Consider the following 24,091-nt stretch of genomic DNA (forward strand, 5'->3'; position numbering starts at 1 on the left):
CACTAGGGTGGTGCCCATGCCAGTCAGCGGGCCCGCGATGGGATCAGCCAGCGAACGACGCAGCGCCGCACGCACGGCGGTCGTGTGGGAGGCACTGGGGGACGTGCTCCCCGATCTCCGTGACGGCGATGGGCAGGGGGCGCTCGACGTCCTCGACATCGGTGGCGGCACCGGCGGGTTCGCGGTCGGCGTCGCCGGCCTCGGCCACCGGGTGGCGGTCGTCGACCCCAGCCCCGACGCCCTGGCCGCCCTCACCCGCCGGGCCGACGAGAGCGGCGTCGCCGACCGGGTCACCGGTCAGCAGGGAGACCTCTCGGCGCTGCTCGACGTACGCGAGCCCGCCAGCGCCGACGTCGTGCTGTGCCACGGGGTGCTCGAGCACGTCGCCGACCCGGCTGCGGCCCTCGGCATCATCGCGACCGTGCTGCGCCCCGGAGGGGTGCTCAGCCTGCTCGTGGCCCAGCGTCACGCCGCCGTCGTGGCCCGGGCGATGGCCGGCCACTTCCAGCAGGCCCACGCGCTGCTCGACGAGACCGGCGCGACCGGCCGCTCGGGGCGTCGCTTCACCCGCGAGGAGATCGTTCCGCTGCTCGTCGGCGCCGGCTTCGACGTGGCCAGCGTGCACGGCGTACGCGTCTTCGCCGACCTCGTCCCCGGCTCCCTGCTCGACCTCGAGCCCGGCGCCGCCCAGTCGCTGGTCGACCTCGAGCAGGCCGTCGCCAACCGCCCCGAGTTCTTCCCCCTCGCCGCCCAGCTGCACCTGCTCGCCCGCCGCTGAGTCCCGCGTCCGGAGGGCGCCGATCGTCCGCGTCCGGAGGGCGCCGATTGGTCAGAGACGGCATGCCTCGGCGCGTTTTCGTCGCCGTTTGGTCCCCAACGGCGTGCCTCGGCGCGCCCCCGGAGGTGCCCCGTGAGCGACGCCTCGGTCGACTGCCCGGTGCTGCACGTCGACATGGACGCCTTCTATGCCTCGGTGGCGACGCGGGAGCGGCCTGACCTGGCCGATGTGCCGGTCATCGTGGGAGGCGGGCAGCGGGGGGTGGTGCTGTCGGCCAACTACCTCGCCCGGGAGTACGGCGTGCGCTCGGCGCTGCCGATGACGCGGGCCCGGCGGATGTGCCCGGACGCGGTGGTGATCGCGCCGGACTTCGAGCTGTTCGGGCGGGTGTCGTCGTCGGTGATGGAGAACTTCCGGCGGGTCACGCCGCTGGTGGAGGTGCTCTCCCTCGACGAGGGGTTCCTCGACGTGCGGGGGAGCACCCGACGACTTGGCTCGCCCCTGCAGATCGCCGAGAGGCTGCGGGCCACGATCCACGACGAGCAGGGCATCACCTGCTCGGTCGGGGTGGCCGCCTCGCCCGCGGTGGCCAAGATCGCGAGCCGTCGCGCCAAGCCGGACGGGGTCGTGGTGGTCCCGCCCGGGACCGTCACGCCGTTCCTGCACCCTCTCGACGTCGGCGAGCTGTGGGGGGTGGGGGAGAAGACCCGAGCCCAGCTCCACCGCCTGGGGCTCTTCACGGTCGGGGACATCGCCCACACCCCGGTGCGCACGCTGCAGCGGGCGATCGGCGCGGCTGCCGGCAGCCACCTGCACGAGCTCGCCTGGGGCACCGACCGGCGGGTGATCACGCCCCGGCGGGGTGACGAGGATCCCGACCGGAGCATGGGGGCCGACGAGACCTTCGCGCGCGACATCGACGACCGGGAGGTGATCGTGCGCGAGGTGCTCCGGCTGTCGGCCAAGGTGGCGGGCCGGATGCGTGGCGCCGGCGTGGCCGGCCGGACGGTGACCCTGCGGGTCCGGTTCGCCGACTTCACCACGATCACCCGCTCCCGCACGCTGCCGGAGCACACCGACGTCACCCAGGAGATCTACCGCACGGCCACTCGGCTGTACGACGCGCTCGGGCTGCAGCGGGCCAGGATCCGGCTGGTCGGGGTCCGGGTGGAGGGGCTGGTGCCCCGCAGCGAGGTCCAGCGGCAGCTCGTCCTGGGCGAACGTGAGCACGGATGGTCCGACGCGGACCGGGCGGTGGACCGGGCCACGCGTCGATTCGGGCCGGCCGCGGTCCGGCCGGCAAGTCTGTTGTCATGAATTTCCGACACTGCGCTACCGCCGTGACCACCCCCTGCCTAGACTGTTGCCAGACGCCGTGGCGTCGATCGGACCCACAGCGCGAGATTGAATCCGGGGAGGAATCGTGCCGCTCTCGGAAGAGGAGCTTCGACTGCTCGAGCAGATGGAGCGCGCCCTCGTCGAGGAGGACCCCAAGTTCGCCTCGACACTGCGAGGCAGCTCCATGCGCCATGCGGCGCGCCGTCGCGCGATCATCGCGGGCGTCGGCTTCGCAGTCGGCGTCGCAGTGCTGATGGCTGGGGCCATCCTCCAAGTCACCCCGCTGGGCATCGTCGGCTTCGTGATCATGCTCGGCACGGCCACCCTCGGGGTCTCCGCGCTTCGGCAACGCCCCGCCGCATCACCGCTGGGCATGCCCGGCCATGAGGAGCGTCACGGCTTCACGGTCATCGACGGTGGCCGCTCGCGTCGCCGCGGCCGCACCTCGTCGCGCAACACCGCACGCAGCTCCGGCTCCTTCATGGAGCGCATGGAGGAGCGGTGGCGTCAGCGCCGCGAGCGCGGCTTCTGACCTAGGAGCTTCCACCCCCAGCGCCGAGTCGGCACAAGTTGTCAGCCGAGTCGGCGCATCTTCACAGGCCAGTCGGCGCAATTTCACACGCACGGATCCGAGTCGGCTCGAGTCTCCACAAGCTCATTGCCCCGATTCGGCCACTGCGGGGAGAGCTCCCACCCGACTCACGCCCTATGACGGTGAAGATGCGCCGACTCGGCGGTGAAGTTGCGCCGACTCGGCTGGGTGGCCGGTCTCACCGGTAGCTCCCCGCCATCGGCGTCTCCTCGTCACGCTCGTGGCTGCCGGTCTGGCCCCCGGGTGAGCCGGCGCGGTCCCGGTTGCGCTCGAAGACCGAGCGCGGCCACCAGGCGGCCCGGGTTCGGCTGGACCGGCTCACACCGGCGGTGAGTGACGCGACGCAGTGGTCGACGTCGCGATGCAGGGAGGCGGCGTCGACGGTGGATCCGGAGCGGGCGTAGCGCTGCCGCTCCACCGCGGCCGTGAGCCGGTCCAGCGCCTCCGCGGCCTCGGGGGCCGTCTCCGGCCCTCGGCGCGGACGCTCGAGCGGCACCTCGTCGGCTCCTTGCTCGGTCGCCCTCGCGGCGACCGGGGCCAGCCACCGCGCGACCACGTCTCGCGTGGCCCGTGGAGACAGGCCCTCAGGCCAGCCCAGCCCCAGGTCGAGCACACTGGCGCGCAACTCCGTCCAGGCGGAGTCGGGGTCGCCCGCCGTCCAGCGGCGCGTGCGGTGTGCCCGACGCAGCCCGCGGGGGAGCAGCGCCAGGATCGTGAGCAGGACCAGAGCGAGTCCGACGGCCATGATGGTCCCCCAGGGAAGACCCTCGTCGCCGTCGGAGCCGGCGGCGGTCTCGGGGACCGGGGCGTCGCTCGGCGCGACCCGGGCGGAGGGCGCCTGGCTGGGGGCCTGGCGCTGGGACTGCGACGGCTGAGCAGACGGCTCAGGAGCCGGCGCGACCTGCTGGCGGGTGTAGGGGGGGACGCTGTTGGCGCGGGTGGGCGGCGTGGGCTCGAAGCGCACCCAGCCGGCGCCCGGGAAGAAGAGCTCGGGCCAGGCGTGCATGTCCCAGGCGCTGTACTCCCAGATGTCGGGGGAGAGCCGATCGGGGCGCAGGAAGCCGACGGCGACCCGGGCGGGGATGTCGAGGGTGCGAGCCATCACGGCCATGGCCGAGGCGAACTGCTCGCAGTAGCCGACCCGGCCCCCGTCCTCGGCGAGGAACTGCTCCAGGGCGCTGCTCCCGTTGCCCGGCTCGGCCCGCTCGATGGAGTAGGTGAAGCCACCGTCGGTGCGGAACCAGGTCTGCAGGGCGACCGCCTTCTCGAACCGGGTCTCCGCGTCGCCGGCGACGGACTCGGCCAGGTTCCGGACCACGTCCGGCAGGTTGGAGGGCAGGTCGGTGAAGGTGTCGTCCACCTCGTCCGCGCCACCCGGGGCGGCGGCGAGGTCGGCGGCCTCCAGCCCGAGCTCCACCTCGGTGGCGGTGTAGCTGATCCCCGCGGTATCCAGCCCCTTCTCGCTGGCGAGGAAGTCCATGGTGTCGGTGTCGTACTTCCAGGCCCCGTCGGCGCGGACCTCGCTGGCCAGCGCGGGGGTCGGCAGCCACGTCGAGCGGAACTGATCCTCGACCAGGAAGTCGTAGTCGACCTCCTCTCGGGGGACCGACGCGTCGACGCCCTCGAGGTCCGGGAGCCTCCCGTTCGCGCGCTGCTCCTCGGGGAGGCTCCGGTTGCCGGAGGTCCAGGCATCGTTGCCGAAGTTGGTGAGCACCGAGACCCGGAGGTAGCCGGGCGACGGGTCGGACGTCTCGAACGTGATCAGCGGGTCGTCCTCACCGCGCAGCAGGTTGCGGCGCAGATCGGTCGTCGGGTTCTCGAGCTTGATCTCGTCCCCGCCGCCGCCCCCCGGACCGTTGCCGAGCACCGCCAGCGAGAGCGTGGGGACGGCGAGGGGTACGGCGAGCGCCAGGGCGGTCGCGACCACCCCGATCAGCGTCGCGCTGCTCCGCAGCGGAGGGCTGTCGACGACCGTCGGACGGGTCTGGGTGACACTGACGTCCCCACTGCCGCCGTGGGCGACCGGTCGTCCCCAACGGCCGATCTGCTCGCTGCCCTGGACATAGAGCAGCCCCAGGAAGCCGGCGGCGGCGGCGACGAAGATCCACCAGTCGACCGAGCCGCCGAGGATGTTGAGCGGCAGGGAGTAGACGGTCAGCAGGGGAAGGCCCGCGAGGGGCACCCGCCGCAGGGTGCAGGCGAGGAAGTCCACCAGCACCAGGCAGGCCAGGCCCCCCACCATCAGCAGAGGGTGGACCGGGGCGACCGTCGCCGGCACGGGTGCGGAGTAGCGACCGGCCGAGTCGACCGCGGCACGCAGGGCCACCTCCACGTCGGCGAGAGTGGTGGGGGTGGGGATCACCGAGCCGGTGACCTCGCCCAGGATCAGCAGCGTCCCCACCACGAGCTGGGTCAGCAGCACCAGCACGGCGGGGAGGCGCAGCCGGCGTGCCAGGACCCCGGTGAGGGTGACGACCAGACCCGCGACGAGCACGGGCAGGAGGAACTCCTCGGGCTGCTCGGTGAGACCGCGCCACGAGAACAGGGTGAGCCAGGTCGTGACGAGCGCGATGAGCGCCATGATGGGCGCCGAGGGACGCGGCCGCCGGGTGCTCATCGCTGGGTCCCTGCCCCGGCCGGGGAGTCCAGGCGCCGGCCCAGCTCCTCCCAGACCGTGGCCAGCTGGTCGCGCGGCCCCAGGGTCGCCGCGCGCCACCCGTGGGTGGTGAGCACGTCGGCCGGTGACGGCGAGCCGTCGACCCGCTCCGAGGACGGTTGGCGGCGGGGGTCCCACGCATCGACGTCGAGGGTGAGGGCCATGGCGGAGCTGCCGTGGTGTCGCATCCGTCGCAGCACCGGCAGGTCCGTGCCGTCGATCGCTCCCAGGACGGCCATCACCATGCCGTGCTGCGACGTCTCGAGCAGCCAGCTGCTGTCGATGCGCTCCAGGGGGACCAGTGGCGCCACGGCCAGTGCCTGCAGCAGCGGCCCGGTGTCGAGGTTGACGTCGTGGGCGTGCCAGCCGGTGCCGGGCTCCTCGCCCGCCGCGGTGACCAGGCGTACGGCGAAGCCGCGGCGGGTCATGTGCACGGCGATCGACGCCGCGGCCGACACCGCGGCCTCGAAGGAGCTGGCGATGCCCTGGCCCCGGTGGGCGCGGCGCCGGTTGTCGAGGAAGATCGTGGCCCGCGACTGCCAGGGCTGCTCCTCACGGCGCACCATCAGCTCGCCGACCCGCGCCGAGCTGCGCCAGTGCACGCGCCGCAGGTCGTCTCCCATGCGGTACTCCCGCACGGTGACGTCCTCGGAGCTGCCGGTGTTGAACGCGCGGGGTCGGTTGTCGCCCGAGCCGGTCCAGGTGCCGCCCAGCGCGATCGCGGGCAGAGCCACGGTGCGGGGGGTCACGGTCAGCTCCGAGGTGGAGCGGAAGGACCGGCCGAGCTCGACGAGGCCGAAGGGGTCGCTGACGCGCACCGACATCGGGCCGATCTCATAGTGCCCGCGGACGTCGGAGCGGACCTGGTAGGTCACCTCGCGGTGCCAGCCGTGGGCCACGCCCTCGAGGACGAAGCGGGGACGCGACCCCAGCACGTAGGGCACCTGGTCCTCGAGCAGCAGTGCCCCCTGGGGAGTGCGGCCGTCGTTGCGCAGCGCGAGCCGAACCACGGCCGGCTGGCCGGCGGGCACGAGCTGCGGCTGGACCGAGCGCCGCAGCGAGAGCTGGTAGTGGCCCCGGGCGAGGACCAGGCAGGTGACCAGCGGCAGCGCCATCACCAGCACGCCGACCCGCGTCAGGGCCGGCTGGCCCAGCACGATCGCGCACCCGACGGCCGTGGCCCCCGCGGCGAGGAACGCCCGGCCCCGCACCGTCAGGCCCGCGAGCGCGGTGCGGATCGAGGTGAGCCACGAGGTCTGCATGCCGGGCGCTCCCTGCTCAGGCCGTGCCGGCAGGTGACGCCCCGACGGGCACGGGGACCGAGGCCACGATGGTGTCGAGGATCGTCGAGGCCGAGCGCCCGCTCATGGCCGCCTCGACGCTCGGCATGAGGCGGTGGGCCAGCACGGGGGAGGCGAGTGCGGTGAGGTCGTCGGGCACGACGTAGTCGCGCCCGTGCATCGCGGCACGGGCCTTGGCCGCCCGGACCAGGTGCAGCGTCGCGCGCGGCGAGGCGCCGAGGGTGAGCTCACGCGAGCGTCGGGTCGCGGTGGAGAGGGCGACGGCATAGCGCTGCACCGGCTCCGCGACGTACACCTGGGTGACGATGCTGATCAGCTTGCGCACCTCGGCCGCGTCGGTGACCGGCTCCAGGTCGTCGAGGGCGTTGCGCCCGGTGTGCGTGGAGAGCATCGCGATCTCCGCGCTCTCCAGGGGGTAGCCCACCGACAGCCGGGCCATGAACCGGTCGCGCTGCGCCTCGGGCAGGGCGTAGGTCCCCTCCATCTCGATCGGGTTCTGGGTGGCGATCACCATGAACGGCGTCTCGAGCTGGAACGTCGTGCCGTCGACGCTGACCTGGCGCTCCTCCATGCACTCGAGCAGCGCCGACTGCGTCTTGGGAGAGGCACGGTTGATCTCGTCGCCGACCACCACGTTGGCGAAGATCCCGCCGGGGCGGAACTCGAACTCGCGGGTGTCCTGGTTGAAGATCGACACACCGGTCACGTCCGAGGGCAGCAGGTCGGGCGTGAACTGGATGCGCCGCACCGTGCAGTCGATGCTGCGGGCCAGCGCCTTGCTCAGCATGGTCTTGCCCACGCCGGGGACGTCCTCGATGAGCAGGTGTCCCTCCGCCAGGAGCACCACGAGGGCGGCGGTCACCACCTCCGGCTTGCCCTCGATGACGCGCTCGACGTTGGTCCGGATCCGGCCGGTCACCCTCGCCAGGGTCTCCAGGTCGGCGCTCTCCGGTGTCGCTGCAACCACGTGCGGTCCCTCCCCGTCTGCGGCTCGGGGCCTGTTCCCGCGCCTGCGCCCACGGTAGGCGGTGGCGGCAACCTACCTGCCGTTCCCCACCAACTTCCCCACTTCGCTCCACCACCCCGAGGCGATCCGCCCCACCCACGCTCCACCCGAGAGCCGGATCGCCGTACGGCGGGTGGGGTGGGCCGCCGTCAAGACGCCTCTGACCTGCGCAGATGCACAGTCTGCCACCGCGGCGCCCTGCTCGCACCCTGCTCGCACCCTGGTCTGTCCCACCGGACCCTCGGGGGCCGTCGCCGGCGTCGGTGGAGCCGATCTCGCGCCGGAAACACGCGAACAATGGTTGACGGTGGGGAAGTGTGGAGTATGGTGGAGCGCAGTGGAGGAAGAAGTGCTGACCTGTGGAGGTGGCCGATGTTCTTCGGCACCTACACACCGAAGCTCGACGACAAGGGACGTCTCTTCCTCCCGGCGAAGTTCAGGGAGGAGCTGGCGGAGGGACTCGTGGTGACTCGTGGTCAGGAGCGGTGTCTGACGGTCTGGTCGATGCAGGACTTCGGCCGGCTGACGGAGCGGCTCCGCGAGGCGCCGGTCACCAACAAGGGCACGAGGGACTACGTCCGGATGCTGTTCGCCGCCGCCTCGCAGGAGGTGCCGGACAAACAGGGTCGGATCTCCATCCCGTCGGTCCTGCGGGACTACGCGTCGCTGACCAAGGACGTGATGGTCATCGGGGCGATGAACCGGATCGAGATCTGGGACCCGGAGTCGTGGGCCACCTACTCGGAGGAGCAGGAGCAGCGGTTCGCGGAGCTCAGTGACGAGGTCTTCCCGGGGATCTGATCCCCACCAGCACGGCAGCAGAGCAGGACCAGCAGCAGATCGGGACAGCAGCACAAGTGAAGAAGGCAACTCGCAGGACGAGGTCTCGCGCCCGCTCCGACGGCGCCATCTGGGGCAACTTCCCCGGCTCCAGAGGGCCACTTCCCATCAATCCGGGGAGCGGGCAGGGACCTGGTCAGGCGAGTTCGCCATTTCTTCAGCACCACCAGCACAGCAGCTTCACCAGCACACCAGCAGTGCCCACCGAGGGGCAGGGACAGGCGATACGTCGTGGGGGTCGAGACCATGGGCATGACACCGGTGCAGGTGACCCCCGGCTCACGCCGGGTGCGCCACCAGGCGCGCGAGGTGCTCGCCGTGATGGCGTTCTCCGCCTCGATGTCGCTGGTCCTCGCGGTCGTCTTGATGCTCGCCCTGAGCCTGGGGCGCTAGGTCCGGCTGATGAGCAACCCCCGACACGTCCCGGTCATGCTCGACCGGGTCGTCGCCCTGCTGGCCCCCGCTCTCGAGCGCGACGGCGCCGTCCTCGTCGACTGCACCCTGGGCCTCGGCGGCCACAGCGAGGCAGTGCTGACCCGGATCCCCGGCGCCCGGGTGATCGGGATCGACCGCGACACCCAGGCGCTGGCCCTCGCCGGCGAGCGGCTCTCGCCCTTTCGGGACCGGTTCACCGGCGTGCACGCGGTGTACGACGAGATCCCGGACGTCCTCGAGCGGCTGGGGCTGCCCAGCGTCGACGCGGTGCTCTTCGACCTCGGCGTCTCCTCCATGCAGCTCGACGTCACTGAGCGCGGCTTCGCCTACCGCGAGGACGCTCCGCTCGACATGCGGATGGACGGCACCACCGGCCCGACCGCGGCCGACGTGCTCAACACCTATGACGCAGCCGGCCTGACCCGGGTCCTGCGCGACTTCGGCGAGGAGAAGTTCGCCTCGAAGATCGCGCGTGCCGTGGTGCGCGAGCGGGAGAAGGAGCCGTTCTCCACCTCGGGGCGGCTCGTCGAGCTGCTCTACGCCGAGATCCCGGCCCCCGCTCGCCGTACCGGTGGGCACCCGGCGAAGCGGACCTTCCAGGCGCTGCGGATGGAGGTCAACGACGAGCTGGCCGTCCTGCGGCGGGCGCTGCCGGCGGCGATCGCGGCCATCGGCGTGGGCGGACGGGTCGTGGTGGAGAGCTACCACTCCCTGGAGGACCGGATGGTCAAGCAGGCCTTCACCGAGGCCACCCGCAGCACCGTGCCGCACGACATGCCCTTCGTCCCGGAGGGGATGGAGCCGGCCCTGCGCCTGGTCACCCGGGGTGCGGAGAAGGCCGACGAGCACGAGATCGACGAGAACCCCCGAGCAGCCAGTGTCCGCCTCCGCGCCCTCGAACGCGTCCGTCCCATCCAAGGGGTCCACCGATGAGCAGCCCGGCACCGCAGCCCCGTCCCCGCCCGACCCAGGGCGCGCTGCCCCGCCTGGCCGGTGCCGGCCTGGAGCGGGCACGGCTCACCGTCGTCCCGGGGACTCGTCCCCAGATCACCCGCGCCCCGTTCGCGGCCCTGGTCACGCTGCTGCTGCTCGGCGGGGTGGTCGGTCTGCTGCTCTTCAACACCTCGCTCCAGCAGAACTCCTTCACCACCGCCGCTCTCGAGGCCCAGGCCAAGTCGCTGAGCGCGCGTCAGCAGACGCTGCAGATGGAGCTCGAGGAGCTGCGCAACTCCCAGCGGGTGGCGCGCGAGGCACGCGAGCTCGGCATGGTGCGGGCGGCCGCGCCGACGTTCCTGCGGCTGAGCGACGGAGCGGTGGTCGGAGCGGCGCCGAAGCCGGCCACGGCCGACTCCGACGTCCGGATCGAGGCCCGGCCGCCCCAGAAGCCGTCGGTGTACAACCCGCCGCCTACGGTGATCGAGGTGCCGGCGACCGACGTCCCGACGAGCGGTGCCGCGGCCGGCGACGCTGCAGCCGCCGGGTCGGCCGAGGAGCTGCCCACGGACGACGACCCGGTCCGCGGCGAGCGGGACCGCAAGAAGCAGAAGTTCCGGTCGGACACGGGCCCGCGTTGACGCCTCCGGGCGCTCGCGCCCGGTAGGAATGGGACGACGGCGACCTGACCCGGACCGCCGCCCCTGACGACAGCACCAGACACCGGAGATCCCGTTGCCCGCACCTCGCCCACGACCGACCGGCCGACCGGCGCCCGTCCGCGCCCCGCGCGGCAGGATGCGGCGGGGCTCGGCGCTGTTCCGGCTGCGGATCGGCTTCGTGCTGATCGCGATGGTGCTCTCGCTCTTCGGGGCCCGCCTGGTCCAGCTGCAGGGCATCGACCCGAAGTCGTACGCCGAGATGGCGGCGCAGGCCAACACCAAGGAGGTCACGCTGCCCGCCGAGCGCGGCGAGATCCTCGACCGCAACGGCGACGCGCTGGCCAGCTCGGTCGACGGCGTGATGCTCATCGCCGACCCCAAGCTGACCGCCGAGAACGCACCCGAGCTGGCCAAGCTGCTCTCCTCCCGCCTCGATGCCCGCTACGACGTCGACTACTTCGAGGTGCTCGAGAAGCTGCGCGCCGAGGACCGTCGCTATGAGTACCTCGCGCGCCGCATCCCCTCCGCGATCGCCGAGGAGCTCCTCGACGAGGCCAAGGGGGAGGGCTACCTGGGGCTGAGCACCGAGCGGGACCCGCTGCGCAGCTATCCCAACGACGACGTGGCCGCCAACCTGATCGGCTTCATGGGCACCGACGAGCCCCTCGCGGGCTTCGAGCGGACCTTCGACGCGATGCTGGCCGGCACCGACGGCTCCACCGTCTTCGAGGGATCCGGCGTCAACCGGCTGCCGCTGGGGGAGAGCAGCACGGTCGAGCCGGTCGACGGCACCGACCTCGCGCTCACCATCGACCGCGACGTGCAGTGGGACGTGCAGCGCGTGCTCCGTCAGACCGTGGAGGACTCCGGCGGCGAGTCCGGGGTGGCCATCGTGATGGACACCCGGACCGGCGAGATCCTCGCGCTGGCCGACCACCCGACCTTCGACGCGAACTCGCCGCTGGTGGTGGGCAAGGAGGACCTCGGCTCCCGGGCCCTCAGCGACGTCTACGAGCCCGGCTCGGTCGAGAAGGTGCTGACCGTGGCCGGTCTCCTCGACGCGGAGCGCGTCACGCCGCGCACCCGGATCGCCGTCCCGAGCGAGATCCAGAGTGGCGACCGCACCATCGGCGACTACTGGGACCACGGCCCGCTGCGCCTGACACTGACCGGCACGCTGGCCAAGTCGTCCAACATCGGCACCGTGCTGGCCGCCGACAAGCTGCGCGCCCAGGAGCTGCACGACTACCTCGAGGGCTTCGGCCTCGGCCGCCTCACCAACGTCGGCGTCCGCGGTGAGTCCGCGGGGATCCTCCCGGACGGGAGCCAGTGGGACGAGATGACCAAGGACCGGATCGCCTTCGGGCAGTCGATGTCGGTCAACGCGCTGCAGATGACCGCGGCGGTCAACGCCGTCGCCAACGGCGGTGTCCTGGTCTCGCCCAGCCTGATCCAGGGCACGGCCACCACCGAGGACGGGGTGCAGGTCGGCACGGACACCGCCCGCACCGAGCGCGTCATCAGCGCGCGGGCGGCGACCCAGACCGCGCGGATGATGGAGCTGGTCCTGGACCCCGAGGACGGCGTGGCCCCCGGGGCGGCGGTCGACGGCTACCGCGTGGCGGGCAAGACCGGCACGGCCCAGCGCGTCGACGAGGAGTGCGGCTGCTACCGACCCGGCTACAACACCGTGTCGTTCGCCGGCTTCGCACCGGCCGACGACCCGCGCTTCACCGTCTATGTCATGGTCCAGAGCCCCAGCAACGGCGGCGGCGGCGGCTCGGTGGCCGGGCCCGCGTTCTCGAAGATCATGTCGCACGTGCTGCGTCGCTACGGCGTCCCCCCGACCGGCACGCGGCCCTCCAGCCTCCCGGTCGAGTGGTGAGCCCTACGGGTAACCTCGCGCCGTGGTGAACCCAGCCTCCGACCCCCCGTCCGCGCCGGCTCCCGGCCCCAGTCCTGCTGCCGGCGCCGGCCCGAGCTCCGCTGCGGCTCCCGACAGCCGGCCGCGCGTCGTACGCCCGATCCCGGTCGTCGACCTGCCCGGATGGCTGCGTGGCCGAGGCATCGAGGTGAGGGACGAGGGCGTCGGCGAGGCGGAGGTCACCGGCATCTGCCTGGGCTCCCAGCGGGTGCGCCCCGGAGACCTGTACGCCGCGCTGGCCGGGTCCCGCGTGCACGGGGCGTCGTTCACCGCCGCCGCCCTCGAGGCGGGCGCGGTCGCGGTGCTGACCGACGAGGAGGGCGCCTCCCACGTGCCCGAGGGTGTGCCGCTCCTCGTCGTGGCCGACCCGCGCGCGGTCCTCGGGGCGCTGGCCTCCCACCTGTACGGCGAGCCCACCGGTCGGCTGCGGATGATCGCGGTCACCGGGACCCAGGGCAAGACCACCACCACCCGGCTCGCCGAGTCGGGCCTGCAGCGGGCGGGCGTGCGCGCGGCCGCGGTCGGCACCGTCGGCACCCGGGTGGCCGGCGAGGACGTGCCCACGACGCTGACGACACCCGAGGCCCCCGACCTGCACGGCCTCTTCGCGATGATGCTCGAGCGCGACGTCGTGGCCTGCGCGATGGAGGTGTCCAGCCACGCGCTGGTGATGGGGCGCGTGGACGGCATCGTCTTCGACGTCGCGGTGTTCACGAACCTGGGCCGCGACCACCTCGACTTCCACGCCGACGTGGAGGACTACTACCAGGCGAAGGCGTCGCTGTTCACCCCGCAGCGGGCCCGGCTCGCCCTGGTCAGCCTAGACGACGCCCACGGGCGACGCCTGGCGCGCGAGGCGACGATCCCGGTGCGCACCTTCTCGATGAGCGATCCGGCGGCCGACTGGCGCGCCGTCGACGTCGACCTGGCCGCCCACGGCTCGAGGTTCACGATCGAGGGCCCCGGAGGCGTCCGGGTCGCCGCCGGGGTGCCGCTGCCCGGGGACTTCAACGTCGCGAACGCGCTCGCCGCCGTGGCCGCCTGCGCCGAGGCCGGGTTCGACCCGGCCGCCGTGGCTGCCGGGATCGCCGGGGGAGAGGGAGTGCCGGGCCGGCTCGAGCGGATCGAGGCGGGGCAGGACTTCGAGGTCGTCGTGGACTATGCCCACAAGCCCGACGCGGTGGAGGCGACGCTGCGCACGCTGCGGCCGCTCACCGAGGGCCGGCTGATCGTCGTCCTCGGCGCCGGGGGCGACCGGGACCCCGGCAAGCGGCCCCTGATGGGGGAGAGCGCCGCTCGCCTGGCCGACGTGCTCGTGGTCACCGACGACAACCCCCGCAGCGAGGACCCCGCTTCGATCCGCGCGGCCGTGCTCACGGGAGCGCGGTCGCACGGTGACTCCTGCGAGGTGGTGGAGATCGGCGACCGACGCGGCGCCATCCGCGAGGCGCTGCAGCGGGCGGGAGCGGGGGACATCGTGCTGGTCGCCGGCAAGGGGCACGAGACCGGTCAGGAGGTCGCGGGCGTAATCCACGACTTCGACGACCGCGTGGTCGTGCACGAGGAGCTGGTCGCCCGATGATCGCGATGACGCTGGCCGAGCTGGCCGACGCGGTGGGCGGCATCGTCCACGACGCCCGGGACGAGACCTCCGCAGACGCGGACCTGGTGGTCAGCGGCCCGGCGTTCGTGGACAGTCGTCAGGTCGAGCCCGGCGGGCTCTTCGTGGCGGTGGTCGGCGAGCAGGTCGACGGCCACGACTACGCCGAGCGGGCGGTGGCCGCCGGGGCCGCGGCGGTGCTCGGCACCCGGCCGACCGGGGTGCCGACGGTCGTCGTCGACGACGCCGTCCTCGCCCTGGGACGGCTGGCGCGTCACGTGCGCGACCGGCTCACCGACACCACCGTCCTGGCGCTCACCGGGAGCCAGGGCAAGACCGGCACCAAGGACCACCTCGCCCAGGTGCTCGCCACCGCGGGCACGACCGTGGCCACGGCCGGCAACTTCAACAACGAGATCGGCGTGCCGCTCACGATCCTGCGCGCCACCCCCGACACGGACTACCTGGTCCTCGAGATGGGCGCCCGCGGCGTCGGTCACATCGCCTACCTGTGCCAGATCGCCCGGCCCTCCATCGCCGCCGTGCTCAACGTCGGCTCGGCCCACCTGGGCGAGTTCGGGAGCCGCGAGGCGATCGCGCAGGCCAAGGGCGAGATCCTGGAGGCGCTGCCGGCCGACGGGGTGGCGGTGATCAACGCCGACGACGCCTTCACCGCGGCGATGGGCCCCCGGACCGAGGCCCGGGTGCTGCGCTTCGGGCGCTCCGACGGCGCCGACGTGAGCTGGCGCGACGAGCAGCTCGACGACCTCGACCGCCCCAGCGCCGACTTCGTCCTGCGCACCGGCGCTGCGGCGGGGGAGCGGGAGCAGCGGGTCCGCCAGCAGCTGCAGCAGTCGGGGCTCTTCCAGCTCCACAACGCCGCGGCGGCCGCGACGATGGCGGTGGCGGCCGGCATGGCCTTCTCCGACGTGGTGGCTGCGCTGGGCGACGTCGTCGCCACGTCGCGCTGGCGGATGGAGGTCCACGAGCTCCCCGACTCCACGCTGGTCCTCAACGACGCCTACAACGCCAACCCGGCCGCGATGGCCGCGGCGCTCACCTCCCTCACGTCGATCGGCCGACGCCGCTCGCGCCGTACGGTCGCGGTGCTGGGGGAGATGCGCGAGCTGGGGCCCGGCTCCCGGGAGGCGCACCGCGAGGTCGGCGCCCATGCGGCCCAGATGGGGGTCGACGTGCTCGTCGTCGTCGGCGAGGAGGCGCGAGCCCTCGCCGACGGGGCACAGGGCGAGCCCGGATGGGATGGCGTGGCGATCGTCACCGCGTCGCGTGAGGCTGCCGTGCGATGGGTGGGCGAGAATGTCACGCCGGGCGACGTGGTGCTGGTGAAGGCCTCGCGCGGCGTGGGTCTCGAACACGTCGCAGACGCACTTTCGGAACAAGGGAGCAACCCACGATGAGAGCGATCCTGCTCGGCGGCGGCCTGGCGCTGATCATCTCTCTTCTCGGCACGCGGGTGGCGATCACCGTGCTGTCGCGCAAGGGCTACGGCCAGGAGATCCGCGACGACGGACCCACCAGCCACCACACCAAGCGAGGCACGCCCACGATGGGCGGCATCGTGATCATCCTCGCGACCGTGGTGAGCTACTTCCTCGCCAAGCTGATCACCTACCCCACCAACCACGATCTGCCCTCGGCCTCCGCGCTGCTGCTGCTGTTCCTGTTCGTGGGACTGGGCCTGGTCGGCTTCCTCGACGACTTCATCAAGATCTACAAGCAGCGCAGCCTGGGGCTGCGGAGCAAGGCCAAGATGATCGGGCAGACCCTGATCGCCGTCGTCTTCGGCGTGCTGGCGCTCTCCCCGTGGCTGGAGGACGAGCGCGGGCGGACCCCCGCCTCGAACCACATCTCGTTCATCCGCGACATCGACTGGCTGGTGCTCCCCACGATCCTCGCGGTGCTGCTGATCTGGCTGATCATCGCCGGCACCAGCAACGCGGTGAACCTCACCGACGGTCTCGACGGGCTCGCCACCGGCGCCTGCATGATGGTCTTCGCCGCCTACACACTCGTGAACATCTGGCAGTTCAACCAGTCCTGCGGCCTCGAGCCCGGCCCCACCTGCTACGAGGTGCGCGACCCGCTCGACCTGGCCGTGATCGCGGCTGCGATCACCGGCGCCTGCTTCGGGTTCCTGTGGTGGAACGCCTCGCCGGCGCAGATCTTCATGGGCGACACCGGGTCGCTGTCCCTGGGCGGCGCCCTGGCGGGCCTGGCGATCCTCACCCGCACCGAGCTGCTGCTGGTGATCCTGGGCGGCCTCTTCATCATCGAGACGCTCTCGGTGATGCTGCAGGTCGGCTTCTTCAAGGTGACCAAGGGCAAGCGGATCTTCCGGATGGCGCCGCTGCACCACCACTTCGAGATGGTCGGCTGGGAGCAGGTCACGGTCGTCATCCGCTTCTGGATCGTCACCGGCATCTGCGTCGCGGCCGGGCTCGGCATCTTCTACGCCCAGTGGGTGGCGAGCGCGTGACCCCCCTCGAGATCGACGCGCTCGGGCGCGGCAGCGACTGGACCGGCGTGCAGGTCGTCGTGGCCGGCTTCGGCCGCGACGGGTTCGCCTGCGCCGACAACCTCAACCACCTGGGCGCCACCGTGGTCGCGCTCGACGAGACCGCCAGGGCGGACCGCGCGGAGGAGGCCGAGCTCCTCGAGGTGCTGGGGGCCCAGGTCCGGCTGGGCCCGGGCGCTGCTGACGAGCTGCCCGAGGACGCCGACCTGCTGGTCGTCACCCCCGGCTGGCACGACGGACCGCTCCTGGAGCAGGCCCGCGAGCGGCAGGTGCCGGTCTGGGGCGAGGTGGACCTGGCCTGGCGGCTGCGCGACCCCGCCCACGACACACCCTGGCTGGTGGTGGCCGGTGGCGAGGCGTCGGCCGTCGTCGTCGACATGCTGGCGTCGATCCTGCGGGCGTCCACAGGTCGCAACGAGATCGTCGGCGCCTCCGGCCTGCCAGTCGTCGAGGCCGTCATGGACCCGGAGCCGTACGACGCGCTCGTGGTGCGCCTGGACGCCTCCCGCCTGCGCCACTGTGGGTCGATGAGCGCCCAGGCGGCGATCGTGCTGGGCGACGCCCTCGAGGCGGGCGGACCCGCCGCCGACCTGGCCCGGGCCTACGAGCACGTCCAGGTGGCCTGCGTCTACGACGCCGCGGACCCGGACGTGGAGCTGCTGGTCCGCGAGGCCGATGTCGTCGAGGGGGCGCGCGCCATCGGCTGCACGCTGGGGATGCCCGCGGTCGGCATGCTCGGCCTCGTCGAGGACATCCTCGCCGACCGCGCCTTCATCGAGGCGCGTCACTCGAGCGCGGCGGAGCTGTGCACGGTCCCGGACCTCCCCGACGACGAGCCCCGCACCGTGGCGTCGGCGCTGGCCGCTGCCGCCCTGGCCCGGGCGCACGGCGTCGCGCGCAGCGCCGTACGCGACGGGCTGCGGGGATACGCCGCCGACCACTCCGACGGGTGACCCGGCTCGCCCTTGCGGCGACACGCGCCGGATGTCCCGGTCAACGGCTCGACGGCCGGGGAGACTCGTCCCGACAGCGTCCGGCCGTGGACGCGCACGGCTGGAGGAGGGTGACACCGCGATGACGACCGTGCCCCCCGAGACCCGCCGACGGCCCGCCGGTCGTGCACCTGAGCCGGAGCCGGAGCCGCCGTCCGGCCTGCGCGGCGCGGTGAGCGAGGCGCGGGGCTCGGTGCGCCACACACTGGCGGCCGTGCGCCACGCCCTCGATCGGCCGCTCACGTCCTACTACCTGCTGCTGGGCGCCTCGGCGCTGCTGCTGACCATCGGGCTGATCATGGTGCTCAGCTCGTCGAGCGTCTACGCCTACGAGCGGCTGGGCAACTCCTACGGGATCGTCGAGCGCCAGCTGATGTGGGTGCTGATCGGGCTGCCCTGTGCCTGGGTGGCCTCCCGTCTCTCGCACCGCCTCCTGTGGGTGATCAGCTGGCCCGCGATGCTGCTGTCGATCGTGCTGCTCGCGCTCACCAAGACGTCCCTGGGCGTCGAGGTCAGCGGCAACACCAACTGGCTCGCCATCGGGCCGGTTCAGATCCAGCCCTCCGAGCTCGCCAAGCTCGCGATCGTCTTGTGGGCGTCCGGCATCTATGCCCACAAGGAGCACCTGCTGCACCGGATGAGCCACGTGTTCGTGCCCGTCCTGCCCGGTCTGCTCGCGGTGATCGTGCTGGTGCTCTGGCAGGGCGACCTCGGAACGGCGCTCGTGCTCGCCGCGATCCTGATGGCGCTGCTGTGGGTGGTGGGAGCCCCGGCCCGGATCTTCGTGGTGGGGCTGGTCGCGGCGGGGGTGGCGGCCGCTGCCCTGGCCTCCACGAGCAAGGAGCGTCTCGACCGCATCACGAACTTCGTCGACCCGTTCAAGGACTACCAGGACGCGGGCTGGCAGCCGGCCCACGGACTCTTCGCGCTCTCCTCGGGCAAGGTGTTCGGCCGCGGCATCGGGGCCAGCCAGCAGAAGTGGGGCGACCTGCCCGAGGCGCACACCGACTTCATCTTCGCCGTGCTCGGCGAGGAGCTCGGCCTCGTGGGCACGCTGCTGGTGCTCGGGCTGTTCTTCACGATCGCCTTCGCCGCGCTGCGGGTGGCGATGACCACCAGCGACCCGTTCGTGCGCTACGCGACATTCGGCATCATCGTGTGGCTGCTGGGTCAGGCGATCATCAACATCGGTATGGTGCTGGCTCTGCTCCCTGTCATCGGCATCCCGCTCCCGCTGGTGTCGTACGGCGGATCGGCGCTGCTGCCCTCGCTGGTGGCGCTGGGTCTGCTGATCGGCTTCGCCCGGCGTGAGCCGGAGGCCGCGCGTGCCCTCGCCGCGCGGCGTCGTACCCGGACGGCCGGACTCTCCGTCCAGCTGCCGTCGCGTCGGGGCCGGTAGATTCGGTCCCTCGGAAAGGTCCTTCATGCGCGTTCTCCTCGCCGGCGGTGGCACCGCCGGACACACCTCCCCCCTGCTCGCGACCGCCGACGCCCTGCGTCGGCTCGCCCCCGACACCGAGATCACCTGCCTCGGCACGGCCCGGGGGCTCGAGACCCGAGTGGTGCCGGAGGCCGGCTACCGCCTCGAGCTGATCCCGCCGGTCCCGCTCCCGCGGCGGCCCTCCGGCGACCTGCTGAAGGTGCCCGGCCGGCTCGCGGCCGCCGTGCGCGAGACCCTGGCCGTCTTCGACCGGGTCCGGCCCGACGTCGTCGTGGGGTACGGCGGGTACGTCTCGATGCCCGCCTACCTGGCGGCCCGCAAGCGCCGGCTGCCGCTGGTCGTGCACGAGCAGAACGCGCTGCCCGGGCTGGCCAACAAGGTGGGCGCACGCATCGCCCAGCACGTCGCGGTGAGCTTCCCCGACACGCCGCTGCCGAAGGCGCGCTACATCGGGCTGCCCGTGCGGCCGATGATCTCGACCCTGGACCGCGCGGCGTCGCGGGCGGAGGGGCGCGCCTTCTTCGGCCTCGACCCGGACCGTCCCACGCTGCTGGTGACCGGTGGCTCCCAGGGGGCACGCCGGATCAACGAGGCGGTCACCGGGGCCGCCAAGGCGCTGGCCGAGGGGGGCGTACAGGTGCTGCACGTCGTCGGACCCAAGAACGAGCTGCCGCCGCGGCTGACGTCCGAGGTGCCCTACGTCGTCGTGAACTACGTCGACCGGATGGACCTCGCCTACGCCGCCGCCGACCTGGTGGTCTGCCGGGCCGGCGCGTCCAGCGTCACCGAGGCCGCCGCCGTCGGCCTGCCGGCGGTGTTCGTGCCGCTGCCCATCGGCAACGGCGAGCAGGAGCACAACGCGCGCCCTGTCGTCGACGCCGGGGGAGCGCTCCTCGTCTCCGACCAGGCGCTCAGCCCGGAGTGGGTCGCGGCCACCGTGCCCGGCCTCCTCGCCGACCCCGAGCGGCTCGTGGCGATGGGCGCGGCCGCCGCGGCCCTGATCCCGCGGGACGCGGACGAGCAGCTCGCCCGCATCGTGCTGGGGGCCGCCCGATGAGGGTGCCCGTGCCCGAGGTCCTGCTGCCTGCCGACCAGCTGGGCCGCGTCCACTTCGTCGGGATCGGCGGCGCCGGGCTGTCCGGCATCGCCCGGATCATGCTCGAGCGCGGCATCGCGGTCAGCGGCTCGGACGGCGCCGACTCCCCGGTCCTCGAGGTGCTGCGCGAGCTGGGCGCCCGGGTGCACCTGGGGCACGCGGCCGAGCACGTCCACGACGTCGACACGCTCGTGGTGTCCACTGCAGTGCGCGAGTCCAACCCCGAGGTGGTGGAGGCGCTCGCCCAGGGGCTTCGGCTGCTGCCGCGCTCGGCCGCCCTGGCCGCGGTGATGCAGGGGCGTCGTACCCTCGCGGTCGCCGGGACACACGGCAAGACCACCACCACCTCGCTGCTCACGGTCGCCCTCCAGCACGCCGGCGCCGACCCGACGTACGCCATCGGCGGCACGCTGAGCAACACCGGGACCAACGCGCACGACGGCGGGGGAGACCTGTTCGTGGCCGAGGCCGACGAGAGCGACGGGGCCTTCCTCGTCTACCGGCCCCATGCCGCCATCGTCACCAACGTCGAGGCCGACCACCTCGACGTCTGGGGGACCGAGGAGGCCTACCGGGCCGCCTTCGTGGAGTTCCTCGACCGGATCGAGCCGGACGGGTTCCTCGTCTGCTGCCTGGACGATCCGGGGGCCGCCGAGCTCGCCGGAGTCGCGCGCGAGCGGGGGATGGCGGTGGTGGGCGTCGGGGAGGCGGCCGCGGCTGACCTGCGGGCCAGCGACCTGACCTTCGTCGGCACCACCTCGACGTTCACGGTCCACGACGGGGAGCGTGAGCTGGGACAGGTGCGGTTGCAGATCCCCGGTCGGCACTACGTGCTGGACGCGCTGGCGGCACTCGCCGTCGGGCTTCGGCTGGGCTTCCCCTTCGCGGCGCTGGCCGACGGGCTCGGCTCGTTCACCGGCACCCGTCGGCGGATGGAGCTCAAGGGCGAGGTCGCCGGGGTCCGCGTCTACGACAGCTATGCGCACCATCCCAAGGAGATCGACGGCGACCTCCAGGCCGCCCGCGCGGTGGCGGCCGACGGGCGGCTCATCGTCGCCTTCCAGCCGCACCTCGTCTCTCGCACCCGCATCTTCGGTGAGGCGATGGGTCGGGCGCTGGGTGCCGCCGACGAGGTCGTGGTGCTCGACGTCTACCTGGCCCGCGAGGATCCTGACCCGGCGATCACGGGACGCCTGGTCGCCGACTCCGTTCCGCTGGGTCCTCAGCAGGTGGCCTTCGTCCCGTCCTTCGACGACGTGCCGGCTGAGCTGGTGGCACGCGCCCGTCCCGGCGACGTCGTCCTCACCCTCGGCGCCGGCGACGTGACCGTGCTGGGACCACGCGTCCTCGAGCTGCTGGACCGGCGCTGATGGGCCAGCGCTGATGGTGCGTCAGACCACGGACGCTCCGCGCACGAAGGGGGGCGTCGATCCGGGCACGGCTCGCAGCCGTCGACGCTTCGAGCGCCGGCAGCGGGCCCGTCGCTGGCGTCTGTGGCGGGTGGTCGTGGCCGTCGTCGGAGTGCTCACGCTCGTCGCCCTGACGCTCTGGCTCGTCCTGTACTCCTCGGTCCTGGCTGTGCAGGGTGTGCGGGTCGAGGGCAACGACCTGCTCGACGACGACGTCGTACGACGCGCCGCGGCCGTGCCGGACGGGGAGCCGCTGGCCCGCCTCGACGTCGATGCCATCCGCTCCCGCGTGGCGGCGCTCGCCGCGGTGCGCTCCGTCGATGTCTCCCGTGAGTGGCCCGACGGCGTGCTGGTGCGGGTGGTCGAGCGTGAGGCGATCGCGGTCGTGCCCACCGGCAACGGGCTGCGCGGCATGGACGAGGAGGGCGTGCTGTTCCGCGACTTCGCTCGCGCGCCCGGCGACCTGCCCCGGGTCCAGCTCGAGGCCGGCATCCGCAGTGAGGCGATGCTCGAGGCGGCGCTCGTCATCTCGGCCCTTCCCGTCGACCTGGTCGCCGACGTCGACCACGTGGAGGTCGCCACCGTGGACCAGATCGTGCTCCAGTTGCGCGACGGGCGCACCGTCGACTGGGGGAGTGCGGAGCAGTCGGTCGACAAGGCCCGCGTCCTCGACGCCCTGCTCGAGGCGCGCGAGGCGCGTCACTACGACGTGTCCGTCCCGGGCCAGCCGACGACCAGCGGGGAGTGAGCCGGGTCCGGCAGGGATCCGGGTCGTCGATTGGTCACAGGTTGCGGCGGGTGGGCGGTTCTTCCTGCCGTTGGGGACCAAACGGCGTGCTGCTCCGCCCTCCTGGGGGAGAGGGCCCCGATTGGGCAGAGACGACAGGGGATTTCTCGATTTCGCTGCCGTTGGGGACCAAACGGCGACGGTACGGCGCCCAGGCCCGCCAGATTTCTCGATCGGTACCTGCCCGGTGGGCGTGTCGGTTGGACCTCAGTGCAGGCGTTGCCTACCTTCATGTGCAACGCGAGGTTGACATAACTATAACCCTCAGGTGGAGGGTTAGGGTCCCGGCCCGGATGTCGCCTCGTGATCCTCGTAGGAGGACTCTCCACCCCGTTCCATCCCATACGAAGCAGCACCCGCATGTCCGGTCGAGTGTCGGCCGGACTTGATCAGCGAAGGGCTTGAGCAGCCGTGGCAGCAGCGCAGAACTACCTGGCCATCATCAAGGTCGTCGGCATCGGCGGCGGCGGCGTCAACGCCGTCAACCGCATGATCGAGGTGGGGCTCAAGGGTGTCGAGTTCATCGCGATCAACACCGACGCCCAGGCCCTCCTGATGAGTGACGCCGACGTCAAGCTCGACATCGGTCGCGACCTGACGCGAGGCCTCGGCGCCGGCGCCGACCCCAGTGTCGGCGGCCAGGCGGCCGAGGACCACGCCGACGAGATCGAGGAGGTGCTCAAGGGCGCCGACATGGTCTTCGTGACGGCGGGCGAGGGGGGCGGCACCGGCACCGGCGGCGCTCCGGTCGTGGCCCGCATCGCGCGCTCGCTCGGAGCGCTGACGATCGGCGTCGTGACCCGCCCGTTCGCCTTCGAGGGACGCCGTCGTGCCAACCAGGCCGAGGAGGGCATCGCTCAGCTGCGCGACGAGGTCGACACCCTCATCGTGATCCCCAACGACCGCCTGCTCTCGATCAGTGACCGCAACGTGTCGATCCTCGACGCCTTCAAGCAGGCCGACCAGGTGCTGCTCCAGGGTGTCTCGGGCATCACCGACCTGATCACCACGCCCGGTCTGATCAACCTCGACTTCGCCGACGTCAAGTCGGTCATGGCCAACGCAGGCTCGGCCCTGATGGGCATCGGCTCGGCTCGGGGCGAGGACCGCGCCGTCGCCGCCTCGGAGATGGCGGTCTCCAGCCCGCTCCTCGAGGCATCGATCGACGGCGCTCACGGCGTACTGCTCTCGATCGCAGGCGGCTCCGACCTCGGCCTGTTCGAGATCAACGAGGCTGCGGCGCTGGTGGCCCAGGCCGCCCACCCGGAGGCCAACATCATCTTCGGTGCCACCATCGACGACGCCCTCGGCGACGAGGTCCGGGTGACCGTGATCGCCGCCGGCTTCGACGGCGGGATGCCGAAGAAGCGCGACGAGGGCACTGTGCTGCGGCGCCAGGTGGCCCCTCAGCAGAGCCAGGAGGAGACGCGAGCGGCAGCACAGCAGCTCTCCCAGCAGCGCCCGCCCCAGCAGCAGCCGGCGCCGGTCGGCCAGAGCGCGAGCCAGGGCACGTCAAGCCAGGGACAGGGCAACCTGTACGGCGACCAGAGCCGGTCCCGCCAGGACCAGCCCCAGCAGGGCCAGTCGCAGGGCAACCAGGGCCAGGGCAACCAGGGTCAGGGCAACCAGGGTCAGGGCAACCAGGGCCAGGGCGGCCAGGACCGCCGTCCCGAGCAGCGTCAGGCGGCCCCAGCGCCGGCCCGGGCGCCGCGTCAGGTCGAGTTCGACGACGACGAGCTCGACGTTCCCGACTTCTTGAAGTGAG

At 72.6% G+C, this 24,091-nt stretch carries 20 protein-coding genes; 17 read left to right on the forward strand and 3 right to left on the reverse strand.

Annotated features, from left to right (window positions below; genetic code table 11):
* The first annotated feature begins 16 nt into the window (after window positions 1-16).
* The 3 genes from ACYU7L_RS15695 to ACYU7L_RS15705 all read left to right on the forward strand — a co-directional run bounded on the left by ACYU7L_RS15695 (window position 17) and on the right by ACYU7L_RS15705 (window position 2,648).
* Window positions 17-778, forward strand: coding sequence for a methyltransferase domain-containing protein (locus ACYU7L_RS15695; RefSeq protein WP_460798418.1), 762 nt, complete (start codon window positions 17-19; stop codon window positions 776-778).
* Between the two features lie 132 nt (window positions 779-910).
* Entirely contained in the window at window positions 911-2,095 is a 1,185-nt protein-coding gene (dinB, locus tag ACYU7L_RS15700) for a DNA polymerase IV (protein WP_460798420.1), read from the forward strand.
* A 106-nt stretch (window positions 2,096-2,201) separates the two neighbouring features.
* On the forward strand, window positions 2,202-2,648 hold the full coding sequence (locus tag ACYU7L_RS15705; protein ID WP_460798423.1) for a DUF3040 domain-containing protein: 447 nt from the start codon (window positions 2,202-2,204) through the stop codon (window positions 2,646-2,648).
* A gap of 238 nt (window positions 2,649-2,886) precedes the next feature.
* Here the strand turns inward: ACYU7L_RS15705 and ACYU7L_RS15710 are convergent, their stop codons facing one another.
* Genes ACYU7L_RS15710 through ACYU7L_RS15720 form a run of 3 tightly spaced genes read right to left on the reverse strand, consistent with a single transcriptional unit; the run spans window position 2,887 to window position 7,593 of the window.
* Entirely contained in the window at window positions 2,887-5,325 is a 2,439-nt protein-coding gene (locus ACYU7L_RS15710; protein WP_460798425.1) for a transglutaminase family protein, read from the reverse strand.
* Complete coding sequence (locus ACYU7L_RS15715) at window positions 5,322-6,626, reverse strand: DUF58 domain-containing protein (RefSeq protein WP_460798427.1); 1,305 nt, start codon at window positions 6,624-6,626, stop codon at window positions 5,322-5,324. The genes ACYU7L_RS15710 and ACYU7L_RS15715 overlap by 4 nt, the downstream gene beginning before the upstream one ends.
* Before the next feature lie 16 nt (window positions 6,627-6,642).
* Window positions 6,643-7,593 (reverse strand): AAA family ATPase, encoded by a 951-nt coding sequence (locus tag ACYU7L_RS15720; protein ID WP_460798836.1) that lies wholly within the window; start codon window positions 7,591-7,593, stop codon window positions 6,643-6,645.
* 450 nt (window positions 7,594-8,043) lie between these two features.
* Here ACYU7L_RS15720 and mraZ point away from each other — a divergent pair, with 450 nt between their 5' ends.
* The 14 genes from mraZ to ftsZ all read left to right on the forward strand — a co-directional run bounded on the left by mraZ (window position 8,044) and on the right by ftsZ (window position 24,090).
* Complete coding sequence (gene mraZ, locus ACYU7L_RS15725) at window positions 8,044-8,472, forward strand: division/cell wall cluster transcriptional repressor MraZ (RefSeq protein WP_460798429.1); 429 nt, start codon at window positions 8,044-8,046, stop codon at window positions 8,470-8,472.
* Between the two features lie 270 nt (window positions 8,473-8,742).
* Window positions 8,743-8,904, forward strand: coding sequence for a hypothetical protein (locus ACYU7L_RS15730; protein ID WP_460798431.1), 162 nt, complete (start codon window positions 8,743-8,745; stop codon window positions 8,902-8,904).
* Between the two features lie 9 nt (window positions 8,905-8,913).
* On the forward strand, window positions 8,914-9,879 hold the full coding sequence (gene rsmH / locus ACYU7L_RS15735) for a 16S rRNA (cytosine(1402)-N(4))-methyltransferase RsmH (RefSeq protein ID WP_460798433.1): 966 nt from the start codon (window positions 8,914-8,916) through the stop codon (window positions 9,877-9,879).
* Window positions 9,876-10,520: an FtsB/FtsL family cell division protein gene (locus tag ACYU7L_RS15740; RefSeq protein WP_460798435.1), complete on the forward strand. Its 645-nt coding sequence runs from the start codon at window positions 9,876-9,878 to the stop codon at window positions 10,518-10,520. The genes rsmH and ACYU7L_RS15740 overlap by 4 nt, the downstream gene beginning before the upstream one ends.
* A gap of 94 nt (window positions 10,521-10,614) precedes the next feature.
* On the forward strand, window positions 10,615-12,426 hold the full coding sequence (locus ACYU7L_RS15745) for a peptidoglycan D,D-transpeptidase FtsI family protein (protein ID WP_460798437.1): 1,812 nt from the start codon (window positions 10,615-10,617) through the stop codon (window positions 12,424-12,426).
* A gap of 22 nt (window positions 12,427-12,448) precedes the next feature.
* Window positions 12,449-14,047: a UDP-N-acetylmuramoyl-L-alanyl-D-glutamate--2,6-diaminopimelate ligase gene (locus ACYU7L_RS15750; RefSeq protein WP_460798439.1), complete on the forward strand. Its 1,599-nt coding sequence runs from the start codon at window positions 12,449-12,451 to the stop codon at window positions 14,045-14,047.
* The gene (locus tag ACYU7L_RS15755; RefSeq protein ID WP_460798441.1) at window positions 14,044-15,483 is read left to right on the forward strand and encodes a UDP-N-acetylmuramoyl-tripeptide--D-alanyl-D-alanine ligase; all 1,440 of its coding nucleotides are present in this window, start codon (window positions 14,044-14,046) and stop codon (window positions 15,481-15,483) included. Before ACYU7L_RS15750 ends, ACYU7L_RS15755 begins: the two co-directional genes overlap by 4 nt.
* A complete protein-coding gene (gene mraY, locus ACYU7L_RS15760; RefSeq protein WP_460798443.1) occupies window positions 15,480-16,562 on the forward strand; it encodes a phospho-N-acetylmuramoyl-pentapeptide-transferase in 1,083 nt (360 codons plus the stop codon). The genes ACYU7L_RS15755 and mraY overlap by 4 nt, the downstream gene beginning before the upstream one ends.
* The gene (locus tag ACYU7L_RS15765; RefSeq protein ID WP_460798446.1) at window positions 16,559-17,554 is read left to right on the forward strand and encodes a Mur ligase family protein; all 996 of its coding nucleotides are present in this window, start codon (window positions 16,559-16,561) and stop codon (window positions 17,552-17,554) included. Before mraY ends, ACYU7L_RS15765 begins: the two co-directional genes overlap by 4 nt.
* A 121-nt stretch (window positions 17,555-17,675) precedes the next feature.
* Complete coding sequence (ftsW, locus tag ACYU7L_RS15770; protein ID WP_460798448.1) at window positions 17,676-18,992, forward strand: putative lipid II flippase FtsW; 1,317 nt, start codon at window positions 17,676-17,678, stop codon at window positions 18,990-18,992.
* Window positions 18,993-19,017: 25 nt separating this feature from the next.
* Complete coding sequence (gene murG / locus ACYU7L_RS15775) at window positions 19,018-20,091, forward strand: undecaprenyldiphospho-muramoylpentapeptide beta-N-acetylglucosaminyltransferase (RefSeq protein WP_460798451.1); 1,074 nt, start codon at window positions 19,018-19,020, stop codon at window positions 20,089-20,091.
* Window positions 20,088-21,500: a UDP-N-acetylmuramate--L-alanine ligase gene (gene murC, locus ACYU7L_RS15780; protein ID WP_460798453.1), complete on the forward strand. Its 1,413-nt coding sequence runs from the start codon at window positions 20,088-20,090 to the stop codon at window positions 21,498-21,500. Before murG ends, murC begins: the two co-directional genes overlap by 4 nt.
* Window positions 21,501-21,513: 13 nt before the next feature.
* Window positions 21,514-22,287: a cell division protein FtsQ/DivIB gene (locus tag ACYU7L_RS15785; RefSeq protein ID WP_460798455.1), complete on the forward strand. Its 774-nt coding sequence runs from the start codon at window positions 21,514-21,516 to the stop codon at window positions 22,285-22,287.
* 450 nt (window positions 22,288-22,737) lie between these two features.
* Window positions 22,738-24,090: a cell division protein FtsZ gene (ftsZ, locus tag ACYU7L_RS15790; RefSeq protein WP_460798457.1), complete on the forward strand. Its 1,353-nt coding sequence runs from the start codon at window positions 22,738-22,740 to the stop codon at window positions 24,088-24,090.
* Window position 24,091 lies beyond the last annotated feature (1 nt).

It is taken from the genome of Nocardioides pacificus (assembly GCF_054775955.1).

What these genes read in the sequence shown, in the direction of transcription:
- ACYU7L_RS15695 (WP_460798418.1), top strand. Translation starts at nt 17, where the DNA reads ATGCCAGTCAGCGGGCCCGCGATGGGATCAGCCAGCGAACGACGCAGC.
- ACYU7L_RS15715 (WP_460798427.1), bottom strand. Translation starts at nt 6,626, where the DNA reads ATGCAGACCTCGTGGCTCACCTCGATCCGCACCGCGCTCGCGGGCCTG.
- ACYU7L_RS15710 (WP_460798425.1), bottom strand. Translation starts at nt 5,325, where the DNA reads ATGAGCACCCGGCGGCCGCGTCCCTCGGCGCCCATCATGGCGCTCATC.
- ACYU7L_RS15740 (WP_460798435.1), top strand. Translation starts at nt 9,876, where the DNA reads ATGAGCAGCCCGGCACCGCAGCCCCGTCCCCGCCCGACCCAGGGCGCG.
- rsmH (WP_460798433.1), top strand. Translation starts at nt 8,914, where the DNA reads ATGAGCAACCCCCGACACGTCCCGGTCATGCTCGACCGGGTCGTCGCC.
- mraY (WP_460798443.1), top strand. Translation starts at nt 15,480, where the DNA reads ATGAGAGCGATCCTGCTCGGCGGCGGCCTGGCGCTGATCATCTCTCTT.
- murC (WP_460798453.1), top strand. Translation starts at nt 20,088, where the DNA reads ATGAGGGTGCCCGTGCCCGAGGTCCTGCTGCCTGCCGACCAGCTGGGC.
- ACYU7L_RS15785 (WP_460798455.1), top strand. Translation starts at nt 21,514, where the DNA reads ATGGTGCGTCAGACCACGGACGCTCCGCGCACGAAGGGGGGCGTCGAT.
- ftsW (WP_460798448.1), top strand. Translation starts at nt 17,676, where the DNA reads ATGACGACCGTGCCCCCCGAGACCCGCCGACGGCCCGCCGGTCGTGCA.
- murG (WP_460798451.1), top strand. Translation starts at nt 19,018, where the DNA reads ATGCGCGTTCTCCTCGCCGGCGGTGGCACCGCCGGACACACCTCCCCC.
- ACYU7L_RS15755 (WP_460798441.1), top strand. Translation starts at nt 14,044, where the DNA reads ATGATCGCGATGACGCTGGCCGAGCTGGCCGACGCGGTGGGCGGCATC.
- mraZ (WP_460798429.1), top strand. Translation starts at nt 8,044, where the DNA reads ATGTTCTTCGGCACCTACACACCGAAGCTCGACGACAAGGGACGTCTC.